This window comes from Sphingomonas sp. BE123, from assembly GCF_031456015.1.
Taxonomy (GTDB): domain Bacteria; phylum Pseudomonadota; class Alphaproteobacteria; order Sphingomonadales; family Sphingomonadaceae; genus Sphingomonas.
In genome coordinates this window covers 593,982-614,309 of sequence record NZ_JAVDTW010000001.1, presented here as the reverse complement: position 1 = coordinate 614,309, position 20,328 = coordinate 593,982, and the positions used below count along the sequence as shown (strand labels likewise).

Genomic DNA, 20,328 nt, shown 5'->3' with positions numbered 1-20,328 from the left:
CTGTTCACTCCGTTGCGGGGTAGCCTTTGAGCCGCATCTGGCGGGTGGTGACCGTCACGCTGTCGGCTGCGCGCCAGCGCGCGGTCGCCGTATGAGTGCCGGCCGAGACCGTGGCGCTGCCCGCCATCGGGATGCTGTCCTGGGTTCGGCCGCCGTTGACGGCGAACACGACGATGCCATTGATCAGGAGCTCGAACGCCCAGTTCTGGTCGCCGGATGAGAAGCTCTGGCGGGCGAGGAAGTCCGCCTCGATCACTCCAGGCTTCGGCATGACGATGCTGCACTCAAGTGCAGTCTGCCACGCGGCGCCGCTGCCGACACCGATCAGAGTCGCTGTCGCCGTCGATCGAACGGGGATGACCGCGGTGTTGACCTTCAGCGTGTCGACCTCGACCGCCTCGGCCTTCATCTTGCCCTCGGCCGTGTCGAAGTAGATCAGCGGGACTGCGGTCACCGGGTGAATGAACTGGATCACGTCAGCGACGAATTTCAGGATGCTGCCGCCTGCGCCCGCAAGCCCCTCGATCCCGACGATCGACGTCGGCTGGCCATCTTCGTCAACCTGCGCGCGCAACAGGAAGCGAGCATAGCCCTCGTCGCCATCGGTAAAGGCTTCGAGCAGCTGCTCGACGCTGGCATCGACGTTGCCCAGCCGTGCCTGCACGATCGTGACGATCGCCGCGAGCGCCATGCGGGCACTGGCCTCGCGCCGGAAGCGCGTCCGGACGTCCGCGCCGTCTTCGCCGTACATCAGCTCGCGATCGCGGATCCGCGCGATTTCGCCCTGTGCGGTAGCAACCAGCGAACCCAGCTGCACCGCCTCGGCGTCTGCGAGAACTTCCTCGGCTGGAAGACCGCCCTCGACGGTGCCGGTGTGCGGGTCGAGCGTACCACCAATGATCCAGCCATCCGGCGCACCGGGCGTGGCACCAGGGGCTTCAGGGCGGAGGTCATCGATCGGCGTACCGTCTTCGTAACGCGGCGGAATATAGGGGGGTGGGGGAGGTGCAGTCGAGAGTCCCTCGACCGATAGCGAGAGCGAGCCGACCGATTGGCCAAGGTCGATCGTGAAATCTTTGAAGAAGCCATAGATCTTGAGGGTCTCAAGATCTTCGTCTCCGATCCACAGTACCGGCCGGGCGCGGACCGCAGCGATCCTGTTTGCGACAACGTCGAGAGCATCGGCGCGGAATAGCGCGCGAGCACTCATTCGCTTCGCCCAAGCACGCTCGACAATCGAGGGATCGCCGAATTCGTCCACCTCTTTCCGGCTGAAGTCCGTGATGGCCGCGGTCGGCGCCGCCTCGGTGAGGCCGAGGGCCTTCAGCGACCCCACGAGTAGAGTCCCGATCGCGACCGGACCTGTGCCCGACAAGCTGATCCGAACTCGACCGGTGACGACAGGCAGATCGAGGAAGGTGACCGCGCCGTCTACGACCGCTTTTGTCGTGTCATATCCGCTCGCTTCGACGCGCACACTCGTCCCGACTACGTCGAGCAGCGCGACCGCGTTGGACGAGATGGCATGAACCTCCACCTCAATTGCTCCGGCGGCGGCGCTCGCGCTTCCCAAAGCCTGGTCGAACATAGCCCAGCGATTTGTCGGTCCGACCTCGAACCAGTGCCCGCTCGCGGACTCAGGGTCGTTGCCGAGATTGTTGGCCGCAGCGCTTTCGTAAACGCGATGGGTTGCAGCCTTGATGACCCGCTCGCCCTGAGGGTAAGCGGTCACGCTCGACCATTCGGCGTGATCGTTCTCGGCCAAGCTGCTGCTGATCAGCTCAGCATCCCCAACCACCATCGGATCCAGCATTTTCAGGGTCGATGACGATCCAGCAGGCGCCGGGTCCTCTCCGGAATCCGGCACCAGCTCTGTCTGCGCCAGCCCTTCCACGGTCAGCGTGCAGTAGCTTAGCGGGGGAATCGCCAGATCGATCTGGAAGTCTTTGTAAAAGCCGTCGAAGTTCAGCCATTCGAAGCGTTCGTCGGCCTCCCAACGTGCCACCGATGCACGAAGGCCTGCGAGCAGCCTTTGGACCGCGTCGACCTGCTCGGTAGGCATCGCGATGCGCACAGACATGCGTCGAGCGAAGCTGCGCGCGACCACCGACGTCACGCCAAAGTTGTCGGTCGTTCGGCGGCTGAAATCGACGATTCCGATTGTCGGGTTCGCCTGGATCGTTCCGATCTCATGCGCAACCGAGTCAATGATAACCCTCATGCTGCGACCCGCGTCGAAATCGCATCCCCGCCGCTCTCTGCAGTCACGTTCTCGAGCGACCGTTTGATCGCGCCAGTGTTGCTGGCGGTGGCAGCGTGGCCAGCATTGTTCTCGGCCCGCATCCCAGCGACCTCCTCACGGAGGACGGCCAGTTCATCGCTCAGGCTGACCGTATCCTGTCCGGTCGCAACCACCTGCGCGACGCCAGCCGCATCGGCCAGGTCGGCATTTGCGGCTCCAGGCGTTGCCGGGGTGGCGCCGTTGATGCTGGCAAACAACTGCTCGAGCGTCGCTGCGGTTTGCGCCCGGATCCGATCCAGCTCCTGACGGCTGGTTGCCTGCTGCTCTGCGGCGCGCAGAAGGGCTTGGGACAGCCCGGGCAGCGAGCGCGCGGCATCGATGTCACCGGCCTGGGCGGCGGCAACCGCGGCATTGAACTGTCCCTGCGCAGAAGCGAAGCCGCCCGCACTCTCCGTGCCGGTCAGGGCTCGGATCCGGTTCACCTCGTCCATGATGCTATCGCCGACACTGGCCCACGCGTCGCGCAGCTGCTCGGCAGCGCGTGCGGCTTCCTGCGCGTCTTCCAACGCCCAGATTTGCTGCTGCAGCGCTCGGTTGCTCGGGTCCAGCAAGGCGAGGTCGCGCGCGCGCAGCGCGGCCGTGTTGCCCTGCAGCTCGAGGAGGCGACGCTCCAGATCGACCCGCTCGGATAGCACCTCGCTCGCCGACTGGTGCAATGCCGCAAACGCCGGTGCCAGCGCCATCAGTGCGGCATACATTTCGCGACCCGCCTCGGTAGTCAGATCGAGACCGAGCACAGCCTGCTTGAACTGCTCCATCGTGGTAATCTGCGACATGCCCAGCCGGGCCAGCTCGGCGCTGACCGCTGCCTGCACCGGGGCAAGGCGCTCTTGCTCGGTCAGGAATTTCTCGGCGAAGAATGTGGTGCGCTCGACGAAATCCTCCATCGTTCCGAACAGCTGGATCAGCGCGTCGCGGGCCTGGACGCTCTCGAGACCGACCGCGCCGAACGTCCGCCCGATCGAGGCAAGAGCCGTGTCGACCACCTGGTACTGGCGCGAGACGCGCATGAACGTCTCGAACGCACCTTCCCCGATCTGCTGCATCGCCGCGATCTGGGGATACAGCGCGGCTGCCATCTCGTCGCCCACTCGGGAGAAGATCGCATTCAGCTGCTGCTCGATTTCGTCGCCTGTCATTCCGGCGAACGACACCCGGCCGATATTGACCTGGAAGCTGTCGAGAAGGGCCTGCGCTCCAGCAATGCCCAGCTGGTCGGCACCCTCGATCAGGCCAGCGCGCAGGCTGGCGATCACATCGACGATCGCGGCGGTGATATCGCCGTCCAGCGCGCCGGTGGTGGTCTGATAGGTTGTGCGGGTGCCGCCGCCGATGCCCAGAAAGCCGCTGGTACGACGGACCTGCTGGACGATCTGATAGGTCGAACCGGTGATGCCCTGCGCTACGATATCCCCCACGGTGCGCGCGGCAAGGTCGATGCCGGCATCGTAGAGCGACCGCGTCGTGCTGCTGCTGAACAGCCCCAGGAACCCGGCACTGCCCGACTGCCCGATGTTGAGGCCTGACGTGTCGAACATGCTCCCGCTGACCGTGATCTGGCGGGCGATGACGCCCGAGAGATTGCCGATCCCGCTCTCGATCGCCTTCAGTGCGCGGAGCATCTGGTTGCTGTACTCGAGATTGCTGTTGGAATTGCTGGCCATGATCTCCAGCGAATTGGCGATGCTGTTCGACTGCGCGCGGGTATCACCCAGCACCGTGCCGGTGCCCGCGGCCGCCTGAAGATCGTCAGCAGTCGGCGGGACGTAACCGGAACTGCCTCGGCCACCACCGAAGCCCAGACCGGCCATCACTGCGAGCATTGCTGCCACGACGGGGAAGGCAAACGGGCCGAGCGATGCGAACATTTTCGAAGCGCCGGCTGCGACATTGACCGCGGTGTTCGCCAGCTGCACGAGCGCGAACGCCTTTTCAGCGGCGGCCATAGCCTGGTAACCGGCGCTGCCTTCCGCAAAGAACTGCTTGGCCGATCCAGCCAACGCACCATAGGACTGGATCTGGAGGTCCTTTGCTTCGGAATCGGCCTGCGCCTGGGTTTTCGTGCCCGCCAGCACCTCGGCGTCCAGTTCCTTGCGCCGCGCCGCGTAGACCGTGAATACGTCGAGAACGTCCGCGATCGCGTCCCCCACCTTGCCGAACGCCTGTGCCAAGGCCGAACCGGCGGCGCGCGACGCGTCGACCAGCTGCTGAACTTCGTCGCGAATCTGCTTGATCCGCTCGACTTCTTTCTCCGCAGCTTCATCCCCATCGATCAGTTCGCTCTTCACGCGATAATATTCGCGCCAGCGCTCGATCGCGGTGGTCAGTCCTGCGTCCATGTTTGCTGCGATGAAGGCATTTCGCTCAAGCGCGAGCGCGGCGCGGTCGCGCGCGGCGCCTACCAGGCCCTGCAGGGCAAGCTCGTCCTGCAGCGGCTTCATGACGTTGTTCTGGAAATCGCTTGCCGATTGTGCGGAATAGGCATCCTCGCGCACCGCAGCAGCTTCGCGGATAGCCTGCTTCAGGGCATCTGTAGGGGCTTTGGCGATCGCCAACGCATCCGCGTGAAGGCGCAGTTCCTTTGTGCTCAAGCCGACTTTGGCCGCTTCGTCGAGCTGCGCCAGCGCATATTCCCGCGCGGCTTCGGCCGCCTTTAGCGCTGCCTTTTCCTCGTCGGACAAGCGTTCGGCGCGCGGGCTTCGGCCCCGGGTTTCCCGACGATCGTCGAGAATCCCCTGGACCGCCTTGCGGACGCGGTCCTGGTTGGCCCCGAGGATGTTGTTGTAGATCCGTTCAGCGAGCGCTTCCACCTGCGCTACGCCGCGGGAGAAGCCGCTCGAGAAGGCTTGTCCGACCGCCTCGCCGCCAGCGGCGGCCTGACCGGCCCACTGGTTCGAAATGGATCCGATAGTCCCGACGGACAGACGGCCGAGCTGAGCGAACTCCGGCAGCACCTTGTTGGCCTGCTCGATCACCCAATTCATGCCAGCGACGCTTTTCTGCACCAAGGCGTTGATCGCCGTCACCGCCGCGTTGACCGCCTGAACGAAAACGTCGCCCAGGGCCCCCGGCATGCGGTTCCACGTCGCGATGATCGCGTCATAGGCGCCGACAAAGAAACCGTAGATGGCCGCAATCTCTCGACCGGTTCCGCGGACCAATTCCTGCATGCGCGCGATGACCGCGTCTTTGACCTCGCCGAAGGTATCGGCGATGCCCGTCGCTTCATCGAACGTGCGCCACAAGCCGCGGAAGACGTCGCCCACGCTAAGCCCGGTGTCGCCCAACTTTTCCAGCTCGGCTTTTGTCAACCCTGCAGACTTGGCGTAGGCGGCCATGCCAGAATCGTCAGCTACGCTCTTTTTCAGGTCACCGAACCCTACCGCGACAAACGCGGCCGCGGCGCCCAGCGCCCACAGCACGGGATTTGCAGCGGCTGCGAGGAGGACGCTCTTGGTCATCGACGCGAACGCGCCGGCGACCCCGCGCACGCCGATCCCGGCCTGGCTCATGATCCCCTGAATCTGGGTTCCCTGCTGCATGACGGCCATCAGGCCCATCTTGAGGGGATCGGAACTGCCGGCCGCAGCCGCCATTTGCAGACCGAGGTCCTGGAACTGGAAAGCAAGGTTCTGCATGTGGTGCCCGGCGATCTTCCCGGTCCCCCCGACGCCGCTGATCGCGCCGTTGGCGCGTTCGTGCTGGGCGGTTACGTCGCGCAGTCGCGCGGTGAGCACCTCTTGCTGGCGCGCATACTCGGCGGGCGCCGTTGCGCCAGCCAGGTAGAGCCGAGTGGATTCCTCGATCTCCGCGTTCAAGCGGCTGGTCGCTGCATAGAGCGGGTCGGTGGCCAGCCGGATCCGCTCTGCCGCCGCCGCGTTGCTCTGCTGTGCCGCATACGAAGCCTGCAGCTCTGCCGCCAGCTGTGCGTGCTCGCGTGCCAGCCGTTCCGTCGCGGCCGCGGCGGCGTTCTTCGAGGCGGCTTCGGCGTCTGCTTCCCGCGCTGCCAGCGCGGAGAACGTCGCGCCGGCATCGGTCGCCCTCGCTCGGTCCGTTCCCATCGTACGATCCAGCGCAGCTTGAAGCCGATTGCGTTCAAGCAACTGGGCATTGACCATCGCGACCGCGCGCGCCTCCGCTGCAGCGGCATCCTCTGCTGCGTTGGCTTTGGCAATAGCGGCCTGGCGTGCGGCAAAAGCCTCTTTTGCCCACAACTCCGACTCCTGCTCGCGGATCCGGCGCGCCAGGTCGGAGTTCCCAGTGCGCTCGGCGGCGAGGGCAGCTTCCTCGGCACGCATCTGCCTCAGCTCTGCCTTGGTCTTGCCGAACGCGTCGATCTCGCGCTCGAGTTGACGAACCAGACGCTCGCCTGCGCGTTCGGCGCGGGCCTTGTCGCGGATGACGTTCTGCATCTCGCGGGTCGTTGCGTTTCCGAAGGTTGTGACAGCGGCGGTCGCGCCGCCGAGATTGATCATCCCTGCGGTGGCGCGCTCGATTGAGCTCGCTTCTTTCACGATCTTCGCCTCAGTCGAGTCCATGGCGGTCTCGAGCTGGCGCAGCATTTCGAACGACCCGCCGGCATCGATCGCAAAGCCGACGCCCAAGCCGGGCGAATCATCGTCCATGCCGAACCTCCATGGAGAAGGGCCGCCCAAGCGGACGGCCCTGTGCGTTCTTGGGCTAAGCGTTTCCCGCCGGACTGAGCCGGTCAGGCCTTGGCTTGTTGGGGGGGGGCAGCGGCGCGAATTACAGACGCGCGCGCCGTCATACTTCATCCATCGGACTGCCACGCGCATGCGGACAAGCGCGCATGATAGGTCCACGCCGCGCTCGGTGGAGCACCAGGCTGCGGTTCGGCTGCCCTTTCCAGACCCGACCGACCAGCACCGGAGTGGCGGGCCATTGACCTCGATATGGCCAAAGCGGCCCACGCCTGTGGGCTTGCCGACAAGCCGAACCAGAGCATCTCGAGCAGCCTGGCCGCCTGCTGCGGGGCAGGGGTGCTGCGGTAAGCAGCGATCGTCGATTTCGCGCGTCGCGATACCAGCGAGGCGCACCTTCGGGCCTTCCTTGCACCAGATCGGACCGTCGCCGTCCCACACCGCGACCGGTGTGCAGACGAAAGCCTGCCCGGCAGCAATGCTCAGTGCAAAGACCAATCCCATGGAGGAGGTCAGGCCGCCTTTGCGATCGCGCTTTCGATCCGCTGACGCATCAGGTTGATTTCCGAACCGTTCTGAGACGCAAACGCCTGAGCCTCTCCGGACGATGTGACCAAAAACAGGCTATATGTCGTCACTGAATGGCGCTTCGACCATGATCGAAGCCCAAAGAGGGCAGCGATGATCGCGAGGAAGATCGATACCCCTTTGGCCTCACCGGCAATAGCTGCGAACAGAAGGACTGCCGCAAGAACCCAAAGTAGGGGATAGGCTGATGACCCCTTCTTGGTGAGTCCGCGGATCTCGACCGAGTTGATCTTGTTGATGGCATAGCTTTTGCCACCTACCCGAACGAAGTGGTCGTCAATCACGACGTCAGCGAATTGCGTCATCGGTTCCCCCATTGCCGGGGAATGCTATCACTCGCGTCAGCCCAATACCATCCGCAACCGCGCCTCTTCGATTGCCCGCTCGCGTTCCGTCACCGGCGCGCGCCACGGCGGCGGACAGGTCTCGTCTTCGGCCTTTCGGCTCATCGCGACATAGGCAACCGACAGTCGCCGGATCAGACGCGCGGTCCAGGCGGGTAGAACGACTCCGGTTGCCGCCTGCCATGCGACAATCTCCTGCCACGCGATCGGACCGGCCCCCATCCCGGCCGCGCTGACCAAACCGATCTCGGTCAGCCAGCCAATGATGTGCGGCGCGGGATTTGGGGGCATCGCTGGAGTGATGCCGTCGCGCTTCAACTGCTCGAGCCGAGACAGCTTCGGCGCTGAGTCCGCCCGCCTGGCCCGCTTGGAGCCGGCGGGCGGCTTCGGCACGGCGCCCAGCCACGCCATTTGCTCGACGACGAGCGTCAGTTCGGCGGCGAAGCGACCTTGAAGTTTCCCCAGTCACGAACCGCCTTCAGGACCTGGGCCGTGATGAAGCCGAGCGACTTGTCGGCATAGAATGCGCGGAACATCTCCGCGCCTGCGGCCGTGCCGGCGGGCGGATAGGTGAAGTTCTCGAAGCTGACCGTGATCGCGGCCAGGTCTTCTGCCTGCTCTGCGTCACGCTGCTCCGGAGATGCAACGGCGACCTTGCCGTCATTGTCCTGCATGCGCTTGACTGCGCGGTTGGTCTGACGGGCCTCGACCTCGGCATACTGGGCCGATCCGGGGCCATAGACCACGATCTGCACAGGTTTGCGGGCATCGCCCTCGCCGAAATACATGTGATTGCCTTCAGCATCCTTGAGATGAATCGCGGCGGTCGCTGCGACGGCTTTGGTGGTGATATCGAGCATGTGAACTTACCTCTCTCGCGGGTGCATCGACCCGTCTCCGCCCGCGAGAGCACGGGACGGGCCGATGCGAGTTGACCGGCCGGTTGGCCGGAAATGGATGACGGGTTAAGTGGCGTCGACCTTGACGATGGCCGTGTCGATCTCGATCGTCGGGTTGGCCATCAGGATCGTGTCGGCGCCGTCGACCATCTCCGGGTAACCGAAGACGCGCCCCTGCCAGTAGCGCACGTCGCCGTTCGGATAGGTGGCCTTGAACGCATAGAGCGCATGGTTGTCCGGCGCCGACGCGGTGCGCAGCAAGGTCTGGCCAGCATCGGCCTTGTCGTGCGCCATGGAGGGCTGCAGCGAGCCGTAATCGGTGCTGCCCTTGTGCTTCTGCTTGGCGCCTTTCAGCGGCTGGAACTCGACCTTGTTGGTGACCGCGCCGATCGACCCGATCTTCTCGATCCCGCCGATCTCGGTGTAGGTCAGCGCCGAATAGCCCGCTTCGGTCTGCGTTGCCGGGATGCCGGCGGAAATAGCGAGCGCCGTGCCCGCCACAGTGGTGGAACCCATCGTCTTTCTCCTTTTGGGCGAGCCGGCCGAGCCGGCGGGTGTTCAACCGCCCACCGGGCGGCCGAATGCTTTCACGCCTTGGGGGCGGCCTTCGCAGGCGCCTTCGCCGCGGCGGCGGTGGTGTTGGCAGGGGGAGTGCGCACGGGGGCGCCGTCCTCTGCGGCCTTCATGTCGGCTTCGGTGGGCTCGCGCACGAGCCCGGCTGCGACGTAGTTGCCGTATTCCCCTTCGCCGATCTTCTCGATCGAACCCGCCGCGTAGCGCGCGGTGGTGCCTGCGTCGGTGAAGCTGCTGATGATGAATGCGCTCTTCTTGCTCATGGTCATTCCTCAGGTTGGGGCGTCGAACGACACCCGGAAATCCTGCGCCTGTTCAAAGCTTTCGCCGGGCCCGAGAACATCGGGGCCGGTGCCCGCGGTCTGGATCGATACGTCCGTCACTCCCGCGATCGCGCCGACCCACCCGCGCAGACGTGCCCGAACCAGCTTGAGCACCGCGATCTGCTCGGCGTAGTTCGTGGCGCGCACCGTGACACTGACGCGCGCGACCGTTCGAGTTCGGGCGCCCTTGCGCAGCGGCTGGCGCTCAGTAACGCTGATGGTGCGCACCAGCAGGGCTGGCAGGGCAATGCCATCCGGCAGTTTCGCTGCCCTGATCCGATCGCTCGGGACTACGGCGTTCAGCGGCGCATCGGTGGTCAGCAGCGCGCCGACAATCGCGTTCCCGTCCATTTACTCGCTCCCCGGATCGCCCGAGCCGCCCAGCGTCAGCCGCGCCACCCGGCTCGTGATGTATCCCTGGGCAGCCGCGATCGCTTCATCCTGGCGCAGGTCCAGCGCGGGCCGCAGGAACGGGTAGGGGCGCGCGCCTGGGTGCCAGACCGTCGCCCCGACGAACTGGCCAGCAATCACCAGCGACCCGCTCTTCTGCAGCGTGTTGATCCGGCTAACGCTCATCCCCTGGCGCTGGCTGTCGTCCACGCTGATGAAGTGGCCGTCGGTCCCGTATTCCAGCCAGTTGCCAACAGCATTTGCCCAGCGGCCTTTGACCCCCACCTTGACGATGATCAGCGTGCCGTCGCGCTTCACCCGCGTGACGATCGCATTGCTGACTAGATCGGATTCGCATCGCACTTTCGCCTCGTCGGCGATCACCTTGCCGCCCGCGCGCGCCGCGCCGGGCAGGATCGTCTCGATCAAGGCTGGGGGGACAGCATCGAAATACCGCTTCACCGCGGCTTTCCCCGTCACCTTGGGCATCAGGCCGCGTTCCCGGCCGTGCTGTAGTCCTCGGCCATGAACTCGACGCCATCGCGGTTGCCGAGTTCGGCCGGGCCAGCCGTGATCTGCATGATCCGCGCATTGGAATAGTCGACCGTTCCGTCGACGACCCGGGCGCCGAGCACGAGCCGCATGTCCGGGGTCACATCGCTGCGGTACCGCATGCGGATCCGCGCCGGGCGCGTTGCGACGTTGATTCCTCCCGAGAGCCGCTCGCCGCGGCTGGGGAGCACGTCCTTGACCTCGGCGCGGACCTCCTCGACGAGGATCCACGTCCCGGACCCGGCGCCGGCAAAGCCTGAGTCAGGGACCGGCCGCTCGATGCGGAGCAGGTCGCGCAAGCGGCTGGCGAATGTGAGTTGCGGTTTCATGCCAGCGTCGGGTCGCGAAAACGCTGGAGCAGCGACTTGACCGACGGACCGATCGGATCGACCTCGCCGCCGCGATACTCATAGATCGTCGTGAGCACGAGCAGGATCGCGGTCCGGACCGGCGCCGGCACGGTCTGCTCCGTCCAGCCATGGTCGGAATTCTTGATGTAATCGATCACGATACCGGTGGCATCGTCCGCCTTCTGCGCAAGGTCTGCGGCGACATCGACATTATCCAGCTCGCTTTCCGTGAGCCGCAGCTGGATCCGCGCTGCCATGGTGCTGATCAGGGCCGTCACGACGTCTTGTCCTTGCCGTCCCGGCCTCGCTTGACCGAGAGCTTCCAGCCACTGTCCGTGGTGTCCGGCTTGGCGCTGGTGGTGCGCTGGGCAATCCACAGCGACCCGCCCCACGTCACCGCGTCGCCGGGCTCGTACGCGACCCCCTCGGCATAGACGTCGCGATAGATCACGATCGGCATGTGAAGCTGATGCGAATATTCCTGCCGCCCGTCATTGAACGACAGCGTCAGCGTTCGCTCGCCATCCCATTTCGTGTCGAAATTCTCGAGGCTGAATCCCTCGCGTCCGACGACCCGGCCCAGATCCTGCAACTCGCCATTGCTGAGCGTGATGATCAGGTTCCCGTCCCGATTGATCAGCGCTCCGGCAAGGCCGACGCCCGACTGGCCAGGCTGCCCCGGCGGCGCGGGGGGCAGCGCGGCGACAGCGCGCTCGACGCGCGCGGCCACCATCTGCTCGACGGCTGCCATGTCGACCTCGGCCGGCGGCGCCGGCGGCGGCAGCGCGGCGACGGCGCGCTCGACGCGCTCGGCGACCAGTCGCTCGACCGCTGCCATGTCGACCTCAGCCGGCGGCGCCGGCGGCGGCACTGCGGCGACGGCGCGCTCGACGCGCTCGGCGACCAGTCGCTCGACCGCTGCCATGTCGACCTCAGCCGGCGGCGCCGGCGGCGGCAGCGCGGCGATGGCGCGCTCGACGCGATCGGCCACCAGTCGCTCGATGGCTACCATGTCGACCTCGGCCGGCGGCGCGGGGGGCGGCAGCGCGGCGACGGCGCGCTCGACGCGATCGGCCACCAGTCGCTCGATGGCGGCCATGTCGACCTCGGCCGGCGGCGCGGGGGGCGGCAGCGCGGCGACGGCGCGCTCGACCTGTCCGGCCACCATCTGCTCGACGGCTGCCATGTCGATCTCGGCGGGCGGCGCGGGCGGAGGCAGATCAGCCATCGCGCGCTCGATCCGCTCCGCCACCAGGCGCTCGACGGCGTCCAGGTCCAATGCCGTCGCCGCGCGTGCCTTAAGCTCCGCGACATCGCGCACCTGCGGCGCATTGGCGCGCTCGACCTCCTCGCTGACGATCGCGGCGATCTCTTGGGCGAGCGTCGGGATATCAACCATGGGGAGCCCTTTTTTCGCGGAGCGCGCGGCGCACCGCCGCGCCAAGCGCCAGCGCATCGCGCCGATCATTGTCGTTCGTGGCGGACGGTTCGGGTTCAGGGGGCGGCGGCGCTGGCGCGGGGGGCGGCGCCGCGGGGACCTCGATCGGCATGGCGTCACGGCGCGCCAGCCAGGCGAGGCTATGGTCCTGTTCCTGCAGATAGACGGTGTCGCCGCCATCGACCGGTTTCATGCCCAGCCGCTTGCGCTGCTCGTTGACCGTCAGCTTGCCCTTGGATTTCTCGAGCACGTCCATCTGGGTCGCGCTGTCCATGCGCAGCAGACCCTCCAGGTCGAACTCGGTGCCGAGCGTTTCGCCATCCATGCCCAGCCCCTCGTCCAGGCACAGCTCGATCGCCTCGATCAGCACCTGCAGCGCCTGGCTGTAATATTCGATATTGAGCGACTGGACGTTGTTGTTCGTCGGCATCTGGCCGATGCCGATCTTGTACGGCGGGACGTGATAGGTCGAACAAACCACCTCGGCCGTCCATTTCATCTGCTCGACCAGCTGGGCATCGGTCGCCTTGACCGCCAGCGCCTCGTACTTCAGGCCATCGCCCAGCACGGCGACCTTGCCGGCGTTGCGGCCGGTGAAGTTCTGGTCCCAATATTCCTTCAGCCGCGCGGCGGTCTCTTCGCCGATCTCGCCCGGCGCGGTCAGGATGCCGCCCGGCCGCGCGCCATTCTGAAATAGCTTGGTGCTCGCGGTCTGCATGGCATTGCCCTGCATCGCGGCAATGCCGTTGGCGTAGATCGGCGACAGCCCGATCAGCGGATGGAAAAAGCAGTTGAAGCGGTCGTGAATGATCTCGCTCGCCGGGACGAGCACGCTTTCGGGCAGCCCCGCGAGATTGTCGGTCTGCAGCTGGTAAAAGACCGATCCGTCGCTCGCGACCAGCGGTGTGACCAGATCCGGGTTCAGGACGTACAGGCCGGTCACCACCCGGCGACCATCGCGCCGCTTCAGGACATAGGTGTTGCCGCGGCCAAGCTTCGAAAGCAGCCAGTTCTCAAAGAACTGCATGCGATTCTGAAAATGGTTCGGCTTGCGCAGCACCGGCGAATAGGCGGGATTCTTGGTTTCCACCCAAATGCCGTCGTCCGACTGCGCGACCAACTTGATCCGCAGCTTCGCGATGTCCGAAGCGATCAGCGTCTGGCACGCAAAAACGGCGGGAAAGGCAAAGACCGTGTCCTGCCTCACCTCGACATCCTGTTGCCAGGCGCCCGGATGACTCTCGTGGATCGTATGCCAGCCGCCGGTCCAGCTATGGACCGGTGACAGCGCCTTCTTCAGGCCGGCAAAGCTGATCTCGAGGCCGAAGATCTTCACGCTTCGGAGATCTTCTTGCGAAGGGTCTCGGCATCCCACCCGGCAAAGGGCTTGCGGCCGGTCTTCTGCTTGTACTGCTCACGCAGCGCGACGCGTTCGTCCACCTTGCCCGGATCGGCTGCGCCTGCGCCTGCGCGCGCTGCATCCGCGCTGTCGGCCGCTGCTGGCGCTGGCGCGGGAGTGGGGGTGGGGGCAGGGGCAGGGGCAGGGGCAGGGGCAGGGGCAGGGCTCGGCGTGGGTGCCTGCGGGCTCCCTGCGCCCTCGTCGGGGCGCGCGCGCTTCATGGCGATCAGCAGGCGGCGATCGGCGCGGTTGCGCGGCTCGAATTGATCGCCCGTCTGCATACGGCGATTGGCGTAGACGAACGGCTTTGTCGCGATCAGCATCGGCGATCTCCTTCCGGGAACAAGGCACTGTGTGGATGCGCGGCGGCGGCAGGTTGCGCCCGTCCGGATCCGGCCCTATATTGCTGCGTGAGGTCGAGCATCGGGGCTCCGGGCCCATAACCCGGCTCGGTTCGGACGTCAGCGCCGGGGGCGGCCTCACCCATTTCTCGACATCTGCGACCGGGTTGATCGGCTTTGTCCGTTGGGGCGGGGTCCGAAGACCCCGCCCCTGGGACAGGTCACGCGCCGGTTCAGGGCGTGACGGGGGCCGCGCCATAATCGGCATCGCCGATATACTGCACGGCCGAGGCGCGGCGCTTCGCGAAGTTGAGCGGACGCACAACCTTGATCGCGACCGACTCGGTCTGGAACATCGACACGACGCCGCCATGCGCGGTCGGCGTGTCGCTCTCGCCCGTCGGCGCGCTGTCCATCTCGATCGCGGCCTCGCTCGACAGCGACACCTCGACCCCACGGTCGCCGATCTTGTAGATGTCCGACGGCTTGAGCAGGATCATGTCGCCGACGCCGACATTGCCGCCCCCGTGGATCGGATCGCCCTTCAGCGTGCCGCCGCTGGCGCTGATCCCCGGGAAAGCATCCTGGCCCAGCGCGTTCTGCATCAGGCCGATCGACTTTGCGAGCGACTCGGTCGTCGCATAGTGCAGGCCGGATGCGTTGTTGGCGGCGATGAACGGCGCGTACAGCTGCTTGATGTCGGCGATCAGCCCCTCGGCATCGCTGCCCAGGCTGGTCAGCGCCGTCACCCCGTTCAGGATGCCTGCGGGCGAAACCCCGGCAACCGCTGCGCTGTTGCTGAAGAAGGTGCTGTCGACCTTCTGCGCCGATGCCTCGACCAGCGCGTCGCGGACGAGCATCTCGGCCGCCGGCGAGCTGTCCCGCAGCAGTTCCTTGGAGACGACCGCCAGCGCAGCCACCTTCAACGGGGTCAGCGAGACGTTGAAGAAGTCCGGCTTGCTCGCCGGGATCGACTTCGACTGACCGACCCAATAGGCGGTCGCCGCGCCGTCCTGGCCCTTGATCATGACGTTCGCGGGAATTTCGCGCAGCGGCAGACGATCGAACAGCGTCTGGGCATAGAGATATTCGATGAAGTCGCCGGTGTAGCGCGTGTCCGCGTTCACCAGCTCCGCACCCCATTCGCCCGTGTCGCTGCCGCCGCCGGCGACTGCCGCACGGATGACATTGACCAGCTGCGGGCTGCGATCGCCCCAGCGCTTGCGCGCTTCGCCCAGTGCGAAGCCGACGCCCTCGATGCGGGCCAGCGTCTTCGCGATCACCATGCGGGTGAACATCTGGCCTTCGAAGGCCTCGTCCGCATCGCCCTTGTTGATGATGATCGGGCCCGACCCGCCGCGCGACACGGTGCCTTCGGCGGGGGTGGTGCCGATCACGGGGACGGCCTTGGTGGCGAGCGACTTCTCCATCGCACGCAGGCGCAGGAGGTGCTTGTCGATGGCCTCGATGTCGGCAAGGTTGCCGTCGAACGCCTCTTCCTGTTCGGCGTCCAGGGTCGCGCCTTCGCCGGCGGCCTTGCTCATGATGGTCTCGTTCGCGGCGACAAGCGCGGCGCGCTTGGTCTCGAACGCAGCGATCTGCTCGGCAATGTTCATTGCTCGTCCTTTTCGATTTGTCAGATGGGGCGGGCCCCGGTTGGTCAGGCGCGGGCGCGGATGATCCGGCGCACCACGAAGGGAGCCGCCCGGTCGCGGGCAGGCGCGTCCAGCTTCACGACCCGTGCCGACTTGCCCGACGGGGCAGACGCGGGGGCTTGCGGGATCTGGTATTCGGGGACCCCCTGGGCCTCCCGGTAAATGCGGTCGAAATGCTTGACGGCGGAGATCACCGCCTCGGGGTTGGCCGGAATGGTGACGCCGGACAGCTCCAGCCAGTCCCACTCCTCGAAATCGATCCCGCCATTGTCGAGAAACGACCATTTCAGCGGGTTGAAGCCGATCGACGTGGCGCGGACCAGGCGCAGCTTCAGCGACTGCCACGCCTCGTCCAGCCGGTCCTTCAGCTTGCCGGGCTCGTCCATGCGGGCGATCTCCGCCTTGAACTTGATCCCGCTCGCCTTGATGGTCGCGTCGACCACGTGGCCGACCGGCTGGTCGTGCTGGTGCTGCCACAGGAACGGGATGGGCAGCTGGAACTTGGCGCCCAGCGGGTTGACGCGATCCTGCATGCGGTCCGCGGTCGGGGTCGTCGCGGTTCCTTCGATGACGCGCTTGTCGTCGTCGAACGACTTCACCTCGATGAACGAATATGCACGGTTCAGCATGTTGGCCTCCTCAGCCGACAATCAGCATCTGGTATTTCTTCTCGCCCTCGGCGGCCGGGTTGCGGCTCATCAGCACGACGGCATCGAACCCGGCGATCAGCGGGTCGATCTTCGCCTTGCCGGACACCTGCTTGGTGATCAGCACCGCGTTACCGCGCGGCTCGGCCTTGGCGTTCCCGACGCACCAGGCCATCATTTCCTGCCCGGCGTGCAACAGGGTGCCGTCCTTCAGCTTCCGCTCGGTGCCCCACACGGCGCCCGACAGGCGAAAGCCCTGCGGAATTGCGATCATCTGGTCGGCGGTAAAGCCCCGGCCCGACAGCTCGTCGACCAGCGCCGCGACGCCGGCGGGGTCGAGCCCGATCGCGCCGACCTTGGGAAACAGACCCCTGTCCTTCACCAGCTCCAGCAGGTCGGCAATCTCGACCAAGTCCTGTGTCGGTGACTCGCATTTGACGAGCGTCTTGGCCGCCACGAAATCGCCCAGGCGAGAAGCAATGTCCTTGCGCCGTTCGAACACGTCGAGCTGCGCCCATGCCCGGTTCCACATCAGCCAGATGCGCGGGTCGGCGCGCAGGCGCCCAAGCAGGGCCAGGCCAAGAAGATCGTCGAGGCCGCCGCCATCGATGCCTGCGCAGCAGACCTCGATCAGGTCGAGAAACTGCTCGAGCGTGCCGTCCCACAGCTCCGGCGGTGCCTTGGCCCCCTCCCAGTAATGGGCGCCGATCCAGGCATCGTGGCGCAGGCCGACGCCGATCTCGACATTCAGGTGCTTCGCGTAAAAAACCTGCTTGGTGCCGTCCTCGGCATTGTCGACCTGGCGGAACTCGCTCTCCAGCCATTTCTGACTGACGGACCGACCCAGATTGGGGTTGGTGATGTAGAAATTCTTCGGGTCGAGATGCTCGCCCGCCTCGATCATCTTCTTCGGGAACTCGTAGAGCACCGCGAGGAATTCCGGGTCGTCGATCAGCCCGTCGCGCACATCGCGCGCATAGGCGAGCGTTTCCTTGAACACGCCGGCCGGCGGCTCGTCGGACTGCGTCGTCAGGTAGAGGGTATAGCCCTCCGGTCGCGACACCTGTCCGCCCGATGCCTCGCGCAGCATGGCGTCCGCGCCCGCCTTCTTGCCGAACAGCCACAACTCGTCGACCAGCACCCGGCTGGCCTTCTTGCCCGAAACTGTCGCGCTGTCGGCCGCAACGACCTTGAGCGTCGCCTTCGTGTTCCGGTTGGTGATCAGCCGCAGATGCTCCTGGATATGCAGGAGATCGTTCAGCTCGGGATCGTTCCGGATCATGTCGCAGGCAGGCTTGAAGCTGTTGCCCGCAACCTCGATCGTCGGCGCCAGGATCAGGTTCTCGTCCGACGGGCGCCAGCCGCAGATCAGCTCGGTGAGCATGATGCCGGCGGCGATCGTGCTCTTGGTGTTCTTCTTCGATACCAGCAGCAGGCCCTTGCGGATCTTCTGCTCCCCGGTCTCGGGGTCATAGGCGCCGAAAATCGCCGCAGCGAAGTCCAGCAGCCATTCGTCAGCGGACTCGCCGATCGTCCAGAAATCGTCTGTCGCCGGGTTGATGCCCAGGTCGACGATCTTCAGCGAACAGAACACCGCCATTTTGGCATCGACCGATGCCTGGAACAGCGGCGCAAACGGCACCAGCGACCGGCGCTTGCGGATCCGCGTCTCCCAATCGGGACACGCCGTTGTCCAGCTGGGCACGGGCCTACTTGACCGCCTTCAGCGTCGGCGGGCCCAGTGCAGCGAACCGGCTGGCGCCGCCGACGGCCTTGGCCTTCTCCTGCTGCGCCGCCTTCTTGCCCTGCGGCGCCGACGCTTCGTTGATGCTCTTCAGCGCGAGCGCCAGTGTCTTGAGCGTGTTCGCGCGCGAAGGCAGGCTGAGTGCGCGCAGCATCGCGTCGCGCTTTGCGTCGTCGTCGTCGCCATCCGTCGCGCTGATGATCAGGTCTTCCAGTTCGCCGCGCCGGCTGGTGGTGACGTCCAGTTCATCCAGCATTCGCGACACCAACGACCGGCCATCATCGGCGATCGCGCTGGGGTCGACTGGCGTTTCGGCGACCTTGGCCGGCGGTGGCGGCGGGGATCGCACCGGTTCGGCCCGCGCCTTGGTGCGAACTTTCCGCGTCCAGCCAGCGGCCTTGGCGCGCTTCCGAATAGCCGTGTCCGAAATCTCATGCCGATCAGCTATTTCGCGGATCGAATCCTCGCCGGCCAAGTATTCGGCCTCGATCCGCGGCCAATCGATAGATGATCGCGATTTCGCCAAGGGGACCTCCAACCCCGGCCAAAGTTCGCACCCGCAAACCACCACCAGGAAAAATTCTCTACGTGGCAGCAGGACCGGTCTAGGCCGCGCGGCTGCCGTTGCAGTTGGACCCACCCCCCCCGGGTGTCAGCGCCTCGCTGCTCGCTCTTCGCGCTGCTTGTCCCTGTCGTGGCAAGGCTTGCAGAGCGTCTCGATGTTGTCCTCGTTCCAGAACAGCTGCTCATCGCCGCGGTGCGGCAGCTTGTGGTCGGCCACCAGCTGCGAGGTGTCGGGCTCCATACGGCCGCAGCCTGGTCGCTGGCAGGTGAACAGATCGCGGGTCAGCACTTTCATGCGCAGCTTCTGCCAGCGCGCGGTGCTGTACCATTTGCGCCAGGGCGCGAACGTGGCGCGGTTTGCTTCAGCCGATCTGTTCGGCGCATCCATATAGGCAAGGGCCGGTGGCAATGTGGTCAGCATGCTGGGCAACGTCTTCAGCTTGCCCATCGTGCTCTCCCCGGTCAGCCCCGCACTACCGATCGCAGCTCTGCTGCAAGGTCCTCCACGCGGGCCGCCCGCGCCACTGCGTCCGCCTGAGTGCGCGGCGTCTCCATGAAGTCGAACGCAAGGTCGTGGATATCGCGAGCGATGCGCTCAAGGCGTTGGGCCGGACTGGGAAGGGCAACCTGTGTCACCATCCATGCCCTCCATCAGAGCCTTAAGGCCGGGCGTTCGCGATAGGTGTTGGTTGCAGCGAGCGGATTTGAACCGCTGACCTTCTGGTTATGAGCCAGACGAGCTACCGGGCTGCTCTACGCTGCGGCAAAAATCGGAACGGCTGTCTCATAGACAACCCTGCGGAGTCCCGTGGCCCTCGCGATCTGCGCGGCGCTATCGGTCCTCCAAAGCGGCGCATGGCACATTCGTCCAAGATCGACCGCAGCGCCACTCAGCTTTGATAAGCGCGTTGCTCGCCTTCTACATCAACCGGATTCAGCCGCCAAGCCTCGATTTCCATTGTGATCTTGCCGAACGCGATAACCGCCGACTTGCCCTTGCTCTCCACCACCGTGCCTGAAAGGCTGGCCATGGCCGGAAGGTCAGTAACCTCGACGAGCGACCCAATCCTGAATTGGCGATGGACCGCGCGCAGCGCCTTTCGTCGAGCCTGCTCGCTTTTCATGTTTGCTGCCCGGGCACGGCGACGTTCCTCGCGCGTCTCGTACTGACGTTCGAGCTCCAGCGCCTCTTGCGCCGCGCGCTCGGCCAGCTGCAGTCCAGCGATAGAGCTGGCCCCTACGAGCGGGATCCGATTTCCCCAGCGAAAGACCGAGAATGGAGGGCCAGTGCGAGCAGCGTTGCGGGACTCCACGATCAACTCGGCGACTTGATGGGACTGGGCAAATACGAACGTGGGAAGGATCGGGCTGTCCACCTCACGCTTTTCAGTCGATCCGCGCCGGATCAATTGCTTGGTCGTCCGTACCGGCGTCCACACATCGAACCCCGCTTCGCGCAACGACCGCATGAGCGGCAAGGTGCGACCGCCGCTGGTGCGCAGGATGCACCACATTCCTTCAGAACCTTGCCCCATGCCCGCTCACCGCATCATCCCCA

General features: G+C 65.7%; 21 protein-coding genes and 1 tRNA gene. All 22 read right to left on the bottom strand.

Annotated features, from left to right (window positions below; translation table 11 throughout):
• Window positions 1-4: 4 nt before the first annotated feature.
• Window positions 5-2,221, bottom strand: a complete 2,217-nt coding sequence (locus J2Y54_RS03010) for a hypothetical protein (RefSeq protein ID WP_310036803.1) — start codon at window positions 2,219-2,221, stop codon at window positions 5-7.
• Window positions 2,218-6,927 (bottom strand): hypothetical protein, encoded by a 4,710-nt coding sequence (locus J2Y54_RS03005; RefSeq protein WP_310036799.1) that lies wholly within the window; start codon window positions 6,925-6,927, stop codon window positions 2,218-2,220. Before J2Y54_RS03005 ends, J2Y54_RS03010 begins: the two co-directional genes overlap by 4 nt.
• 548 nt (window positions 6,928-7,475) lie before the next feature.
• Window positions 7,476-7,856, bottom strand: coding sequence for a DUF6232 family protein (locus tag J2Y54_RS03000; RefSeq protein WP_310036798.1), 381 nt, complete (start codon window positions 7,854-7,856; stop codon window positions 7,476-7,478).
• 36 nt (window positions 7,857-7,892) lie between these two features.
• Window positions 7,893-8,186 carry a hypothetical protein gene (locus tag J2Y54_RS02995; RefSeq protein ID WP_310036796.1) on the bottom strand — a complete coding sequence of 98 codons (294 nt, stop codon included), beginning with the start codon at window positions 8,184-8,186 and terminating at the stop codon, window positions 7,893-7,895.
• 137 nt (window positions 8,187-8,323) lie between these two features.
• Window positions 8,324-8,755, bottom strand: a complete 432-nt coding sequence (locus J2Y54_RS02990) for a hypothetical protein (RefSeq protein WP_310036795.1) — start codon at window positions 8,753-8,755, stop codon at window positions 8,324-8,326.
• Between the two features lie 105 nt (window positions 8,756-8,860).
• Window positions 8,861-9,310: a hypothetical protein gene (locus tag J2Y54_RS02985; RefSeq protein WP_310036794.1), complete on the bottom strand. Its 450-nt coding sequence runs from the start codon at window positions 9,308-9,310 to the stop codon at window positions 8,861-8,863.
• Window positions 9,311-9,381: 71 nt separating this feature from the next.
• Complete coding sequence (locus J2Y54_RS02980; protein ID WP_310036793.1) at window positions 9,382-9,630, bottom strand: hypothetical protein; 249 nt, start codon at window positions 9,628-9,630, stop codon at window positions 9,382-9,384.
• A 9-nt stretch (window positions 9,631-9,639) separates the two neighbouring features.
• Window positions 9,640-10,041 (bottom strand): hypothetical protein, encoded by a 402-nt coding sequence (locus tag J2Y54_RS02975; RefSeq protein ID WP_310036792.1) that lies wholly within the window; start codon window positions 10,039-10,041, stop codon window positions 9,640-9,642.
• Window positions 10,042-10,569, bottom strand: coding sequence for an HK97 gp10 family phage protein (locus tag J2Y54_RS02970; protein WP_310036790.1), 528 nt, complete (start codon window positions 10,567-10,569; stop codon window positions 10,042-10,044).
• Window positions 10,569-10,961, bottom strand: coding sequence for a head-tail adaptor protein (locus J2Y54_RS02965; protein ID WP_310036788.1), 393 nt, complete (start codon window positions 10,959-10,961; stop codon window positions 10,569-10,571). The genes J2Y54_RS02970 and J2Y54_RS02965 overlap by 1 nt, the downstream gene beginning before the upstream one ends.
• A complete protein-coding gene (locus J2Y54_RS02960) occupies window positions 10,958-11,260 on the bottom strand; it encodes a head-tail connector protein (RefSeq protein ID WP_310036787.1) in 303 nt (100 codons plus the stop codon). Before J2Y54_RS02960 ends, J2Y54_RS02965 begins: the two co-directional genes overlap by 4 nt.
• A complete protein-coding gene (locus J2Y54_RS02955) occupies window positions 11,257-12,381 on the bottom strand; it encodes a hypothetical protein (RefSeq protein ID WP_310036785.1) in 1,125 nt (374 codons plus the stop codon). The genes J2Y54_RS02960 and J2Y54_RS02955 overlap by 4 nt, the downstream gene beginning before the upstream one ends.
• The gene (locus J2Y54_RS02950) at window positions 12,374-13,756 is read right to left on the bottom strand and encodes a phage portal protein (RefSeq protein ID WP_310036784.1); all 1,383 of its coding nucleotides are present in this window, start codon (window positions 13,754-13,756) and stop codon (window positions 12,374-12,376) included. Before J2Y54_RS02950 ends, J2Y54_RS02955 begins: the two co-directional genes overlap by 8 nt.
• Complete coding sequence (locus J2Y54_RS02945; RefSeq protein ID WP_310036783.1) at window positions 13,753-14,142, bottom strand: hypothetical protein; 390 nt, start codon at window positions 14,140-14,142, stop codon at window positions 13,753-13,755. Before J2Y54_RS02945 ends, J2Y54_RS02950 begins: the two co-directional genes overlap by 4 nt.
• A 251-nt stretch (window positions 14,143-14,393) precedes the next feature.
• Window positions 14,394-15,776 (bottom strand): phage major capsid protein, encoded by a 1,383-nt coding sequence (locus J2Y54_RS02940; protein ID WP_310036782.1) that lies wholly within the window; start codon window positions 15,774-15,776, stop codon window positions 14,394-14,396.
• A gap of 44 nt (window positions 15,777-15,820) precedes the next feature.
• Window positions 15,821-16,444 (bottom strand): HK97 family phage prohead protease, encoded by a 624-nt coding sequence (locus J2Y54_RS02935; protein ID WP_310036781.1) that lies wholly within the window; start codon window positions 16,442-16,444, stop codon window positions 15,821-15,823.
• 10 nt (window positions 16,445-16,454) lie between these two features.
• A complete protein-coding gene (locus tag J2Y54_RS02930) occupies window positions 16,455-18,167 on the bottom strand; it encodes a terminase large subunit domain-containing protein (RefSeq protein WP_310036780.1) in 1,713 nt (570 codons plus the stop codon).
• 4 nt (window positions 18,168-18,171) lie between these two features.
• Window positions 18,172-18,681 carry a hypothetical protein gene (locus J2Y54_RS02925; RefSeq protein ID WP_310036779.1) on the bottom strand — a complete coding sequence of 170 codons (510 nt, stop codon included), beginning with the start codon at window positions 18,679-18,681 and terminating at the stop codon, window positions 18,172-18,174.
• A 177-nt stretch (window positions 18,682-18,858) separates the two neighbouring features.
• Window positions 18,859-19,218 carry an HNH endonuclease gene (locus J2Y54_RS02920; RefSeq protein WP_310036778.1) on the bottom strand — a complete coding sequence of 120 codons (360 nt, stop codon included), beginning with the start codon at window positions 19,216-19,218 and terminating at the stop codon, window positions 18,859-18,861.
• 14 nt (window positions 19,219-19,232) lie between these two features.
• Window positions 19,233-19,409: a hypothetical protein gene (locus J2Y54_RS02915; RefSeq protein ID WP_310036775.1), complete on the bottom strand. Its 177-nt coding sequence runs from the start codon at window positions 19,407-19,409 to the stop codon at window positions 19,233-19,235.
• A 47-nt stretch (window positions 19,410-19,456) separates the two neighbouring features.
• A tRNA-Met gene (locus tag J2Y54_RS02910) sits at window positions 19,457-19,533 on the bottom strand.
• A gap of 127 nt (window positions 19,534-19,660) precedes the next feature.
• Window positions 19,661-20,284 (bottom strand): hypothetical protein, encoded by a 624-nt coding sequence (locus tag J2Y54_RS02905; RefSeq protein ID WP_310036774.1) that lies wholly within the window; start codon window positions 20,282-20,284, stop codon window positions 19,661-19,663.
• Window positions 20,285-20,328 lie beyond the last annotated feature (44 nt).

Bases quoted from the DNA above. Each gene is read 5' to 3' on its own strand.
- J2Y54_RS03010 (WP_310036803.1), bottom strand. From the start codon at position 2,221: ATGAGGGTTATCATTGACTCGGTTGCGCATGAGATCGGAACGATCCAG.
- J2Y54_RS03005 (WP_310036799.1), bottom strand. From the start codon at position 6,927: ATGGACGATGATTCGCCCGGCTTGGGCGTCGGCTTTGCGATCGATGCC.
- J2Y54_RS03000 (WP_310036798.1), bottom strand. From the start codon at position 7,856: ATGACGCAATTCGCTGACGTCGTGATTGACGACCACTTCGTTCGGGTA.
- J2Y54_RS02995 (WP_310036796.1), bottom strand. From the start codon at position 8,186: ATGCCCCCAAATCCCGCGCCGCACATCATTGGCTGGCTGACCGAGATC.
- J2Y54_RS02990 (WP_310036795.1), bottom strand. From the start codon at position 8,755: ATGCTCGATATCACCACCAAAGCCGTCGCAGCGACCGCCGCGATTCAT.
- J2Y54_RS02985 (WP_310036794.1), bottom strand. From the start codon at position 9,310: ATGGGTTCCACCACTGTGGCGGGCACGGCGCTCGCTATTTCCGCCGGC.
- J2Y54_RS02980 (WP_310036793.1), bottom strand. From the start codon at position 9,630: ATGAGCAAGAAGAGCGCATTCATCATCAGCAGCTTCACCGACGCAGGC.
- J2Y54_RS02975 (WP_310036792.1), bottom strand. From the start codon at position 10,041: ATGGACGGGAACGCGATTGTCGGCGCGCTGCTGACCACCGATGCGCCG.
- J2Y54_RS02970 (WP_310036790.1), bottom strand. From the start codon at position 10,569: ATGCCCAAGGTGACGGGGAAAGCCGCGGTGAAGCGGTATTTCGATGCT.
- J2Y54_RS02965 (WP_310036788.1), bottom strand. From the start codon at position 10,961: ATGAAACCGCAACTCACATTCGCCAGCCGCTTGCGCGACCTGCTCCGC.
- J2Y54_RS02955 (WP_310036785.1), bottom strand. From the start codon at position 12,381: ATGGTTGATATCCCGACGCTCGCCCAAGAGATCGCCGCGATCGTCAGC.
- J2Y54_RS02945 (WP_310036783.1), bottom strand. From the start codon at position 14,142: ATGCTGATCGCGACAAAGCCGTTCGTCTACGCCAATCGCCGTATGCAG.
- J2Y54_RS02940 (WP_310036782.1), bottom strand. From the start codon at position 15,776: ATGAACATTGCCGAGCAGATCGCTGCGTTCGAGACCAAGCGCGCCGCG.
- J2Y54_RS02935 (WP_310036781.1), bottom strand. From the start codon at position 16,444: ATGCTGAACCGTGCATATTCGTTCATCGAGGTGAAGTCGTTCGACGAC.
- J2Y54_RS02920 (WP_310036778.1), bottom strand. From the start codon at position 19,218: ATGGGCAAGCTGAAGACGTTGCCCAGCATGCTGACCACATTGCCACCG.
- J2Y54_RS02915 (WP_310036775.1), bottom strand. From the start codon at position 19,409: ATGGTGACACAGGTTGCCCTTCCCAGTCCGGCCCAACGCCTTGAGCGC.
- J2Y54_RS02905 (WP_310036774.1), bottom strand. From the start codon at position 20,284: ATGTGGTGCATCCTGCGCACCAGCGGCGGTCGCACCTTGCCGCTCATG.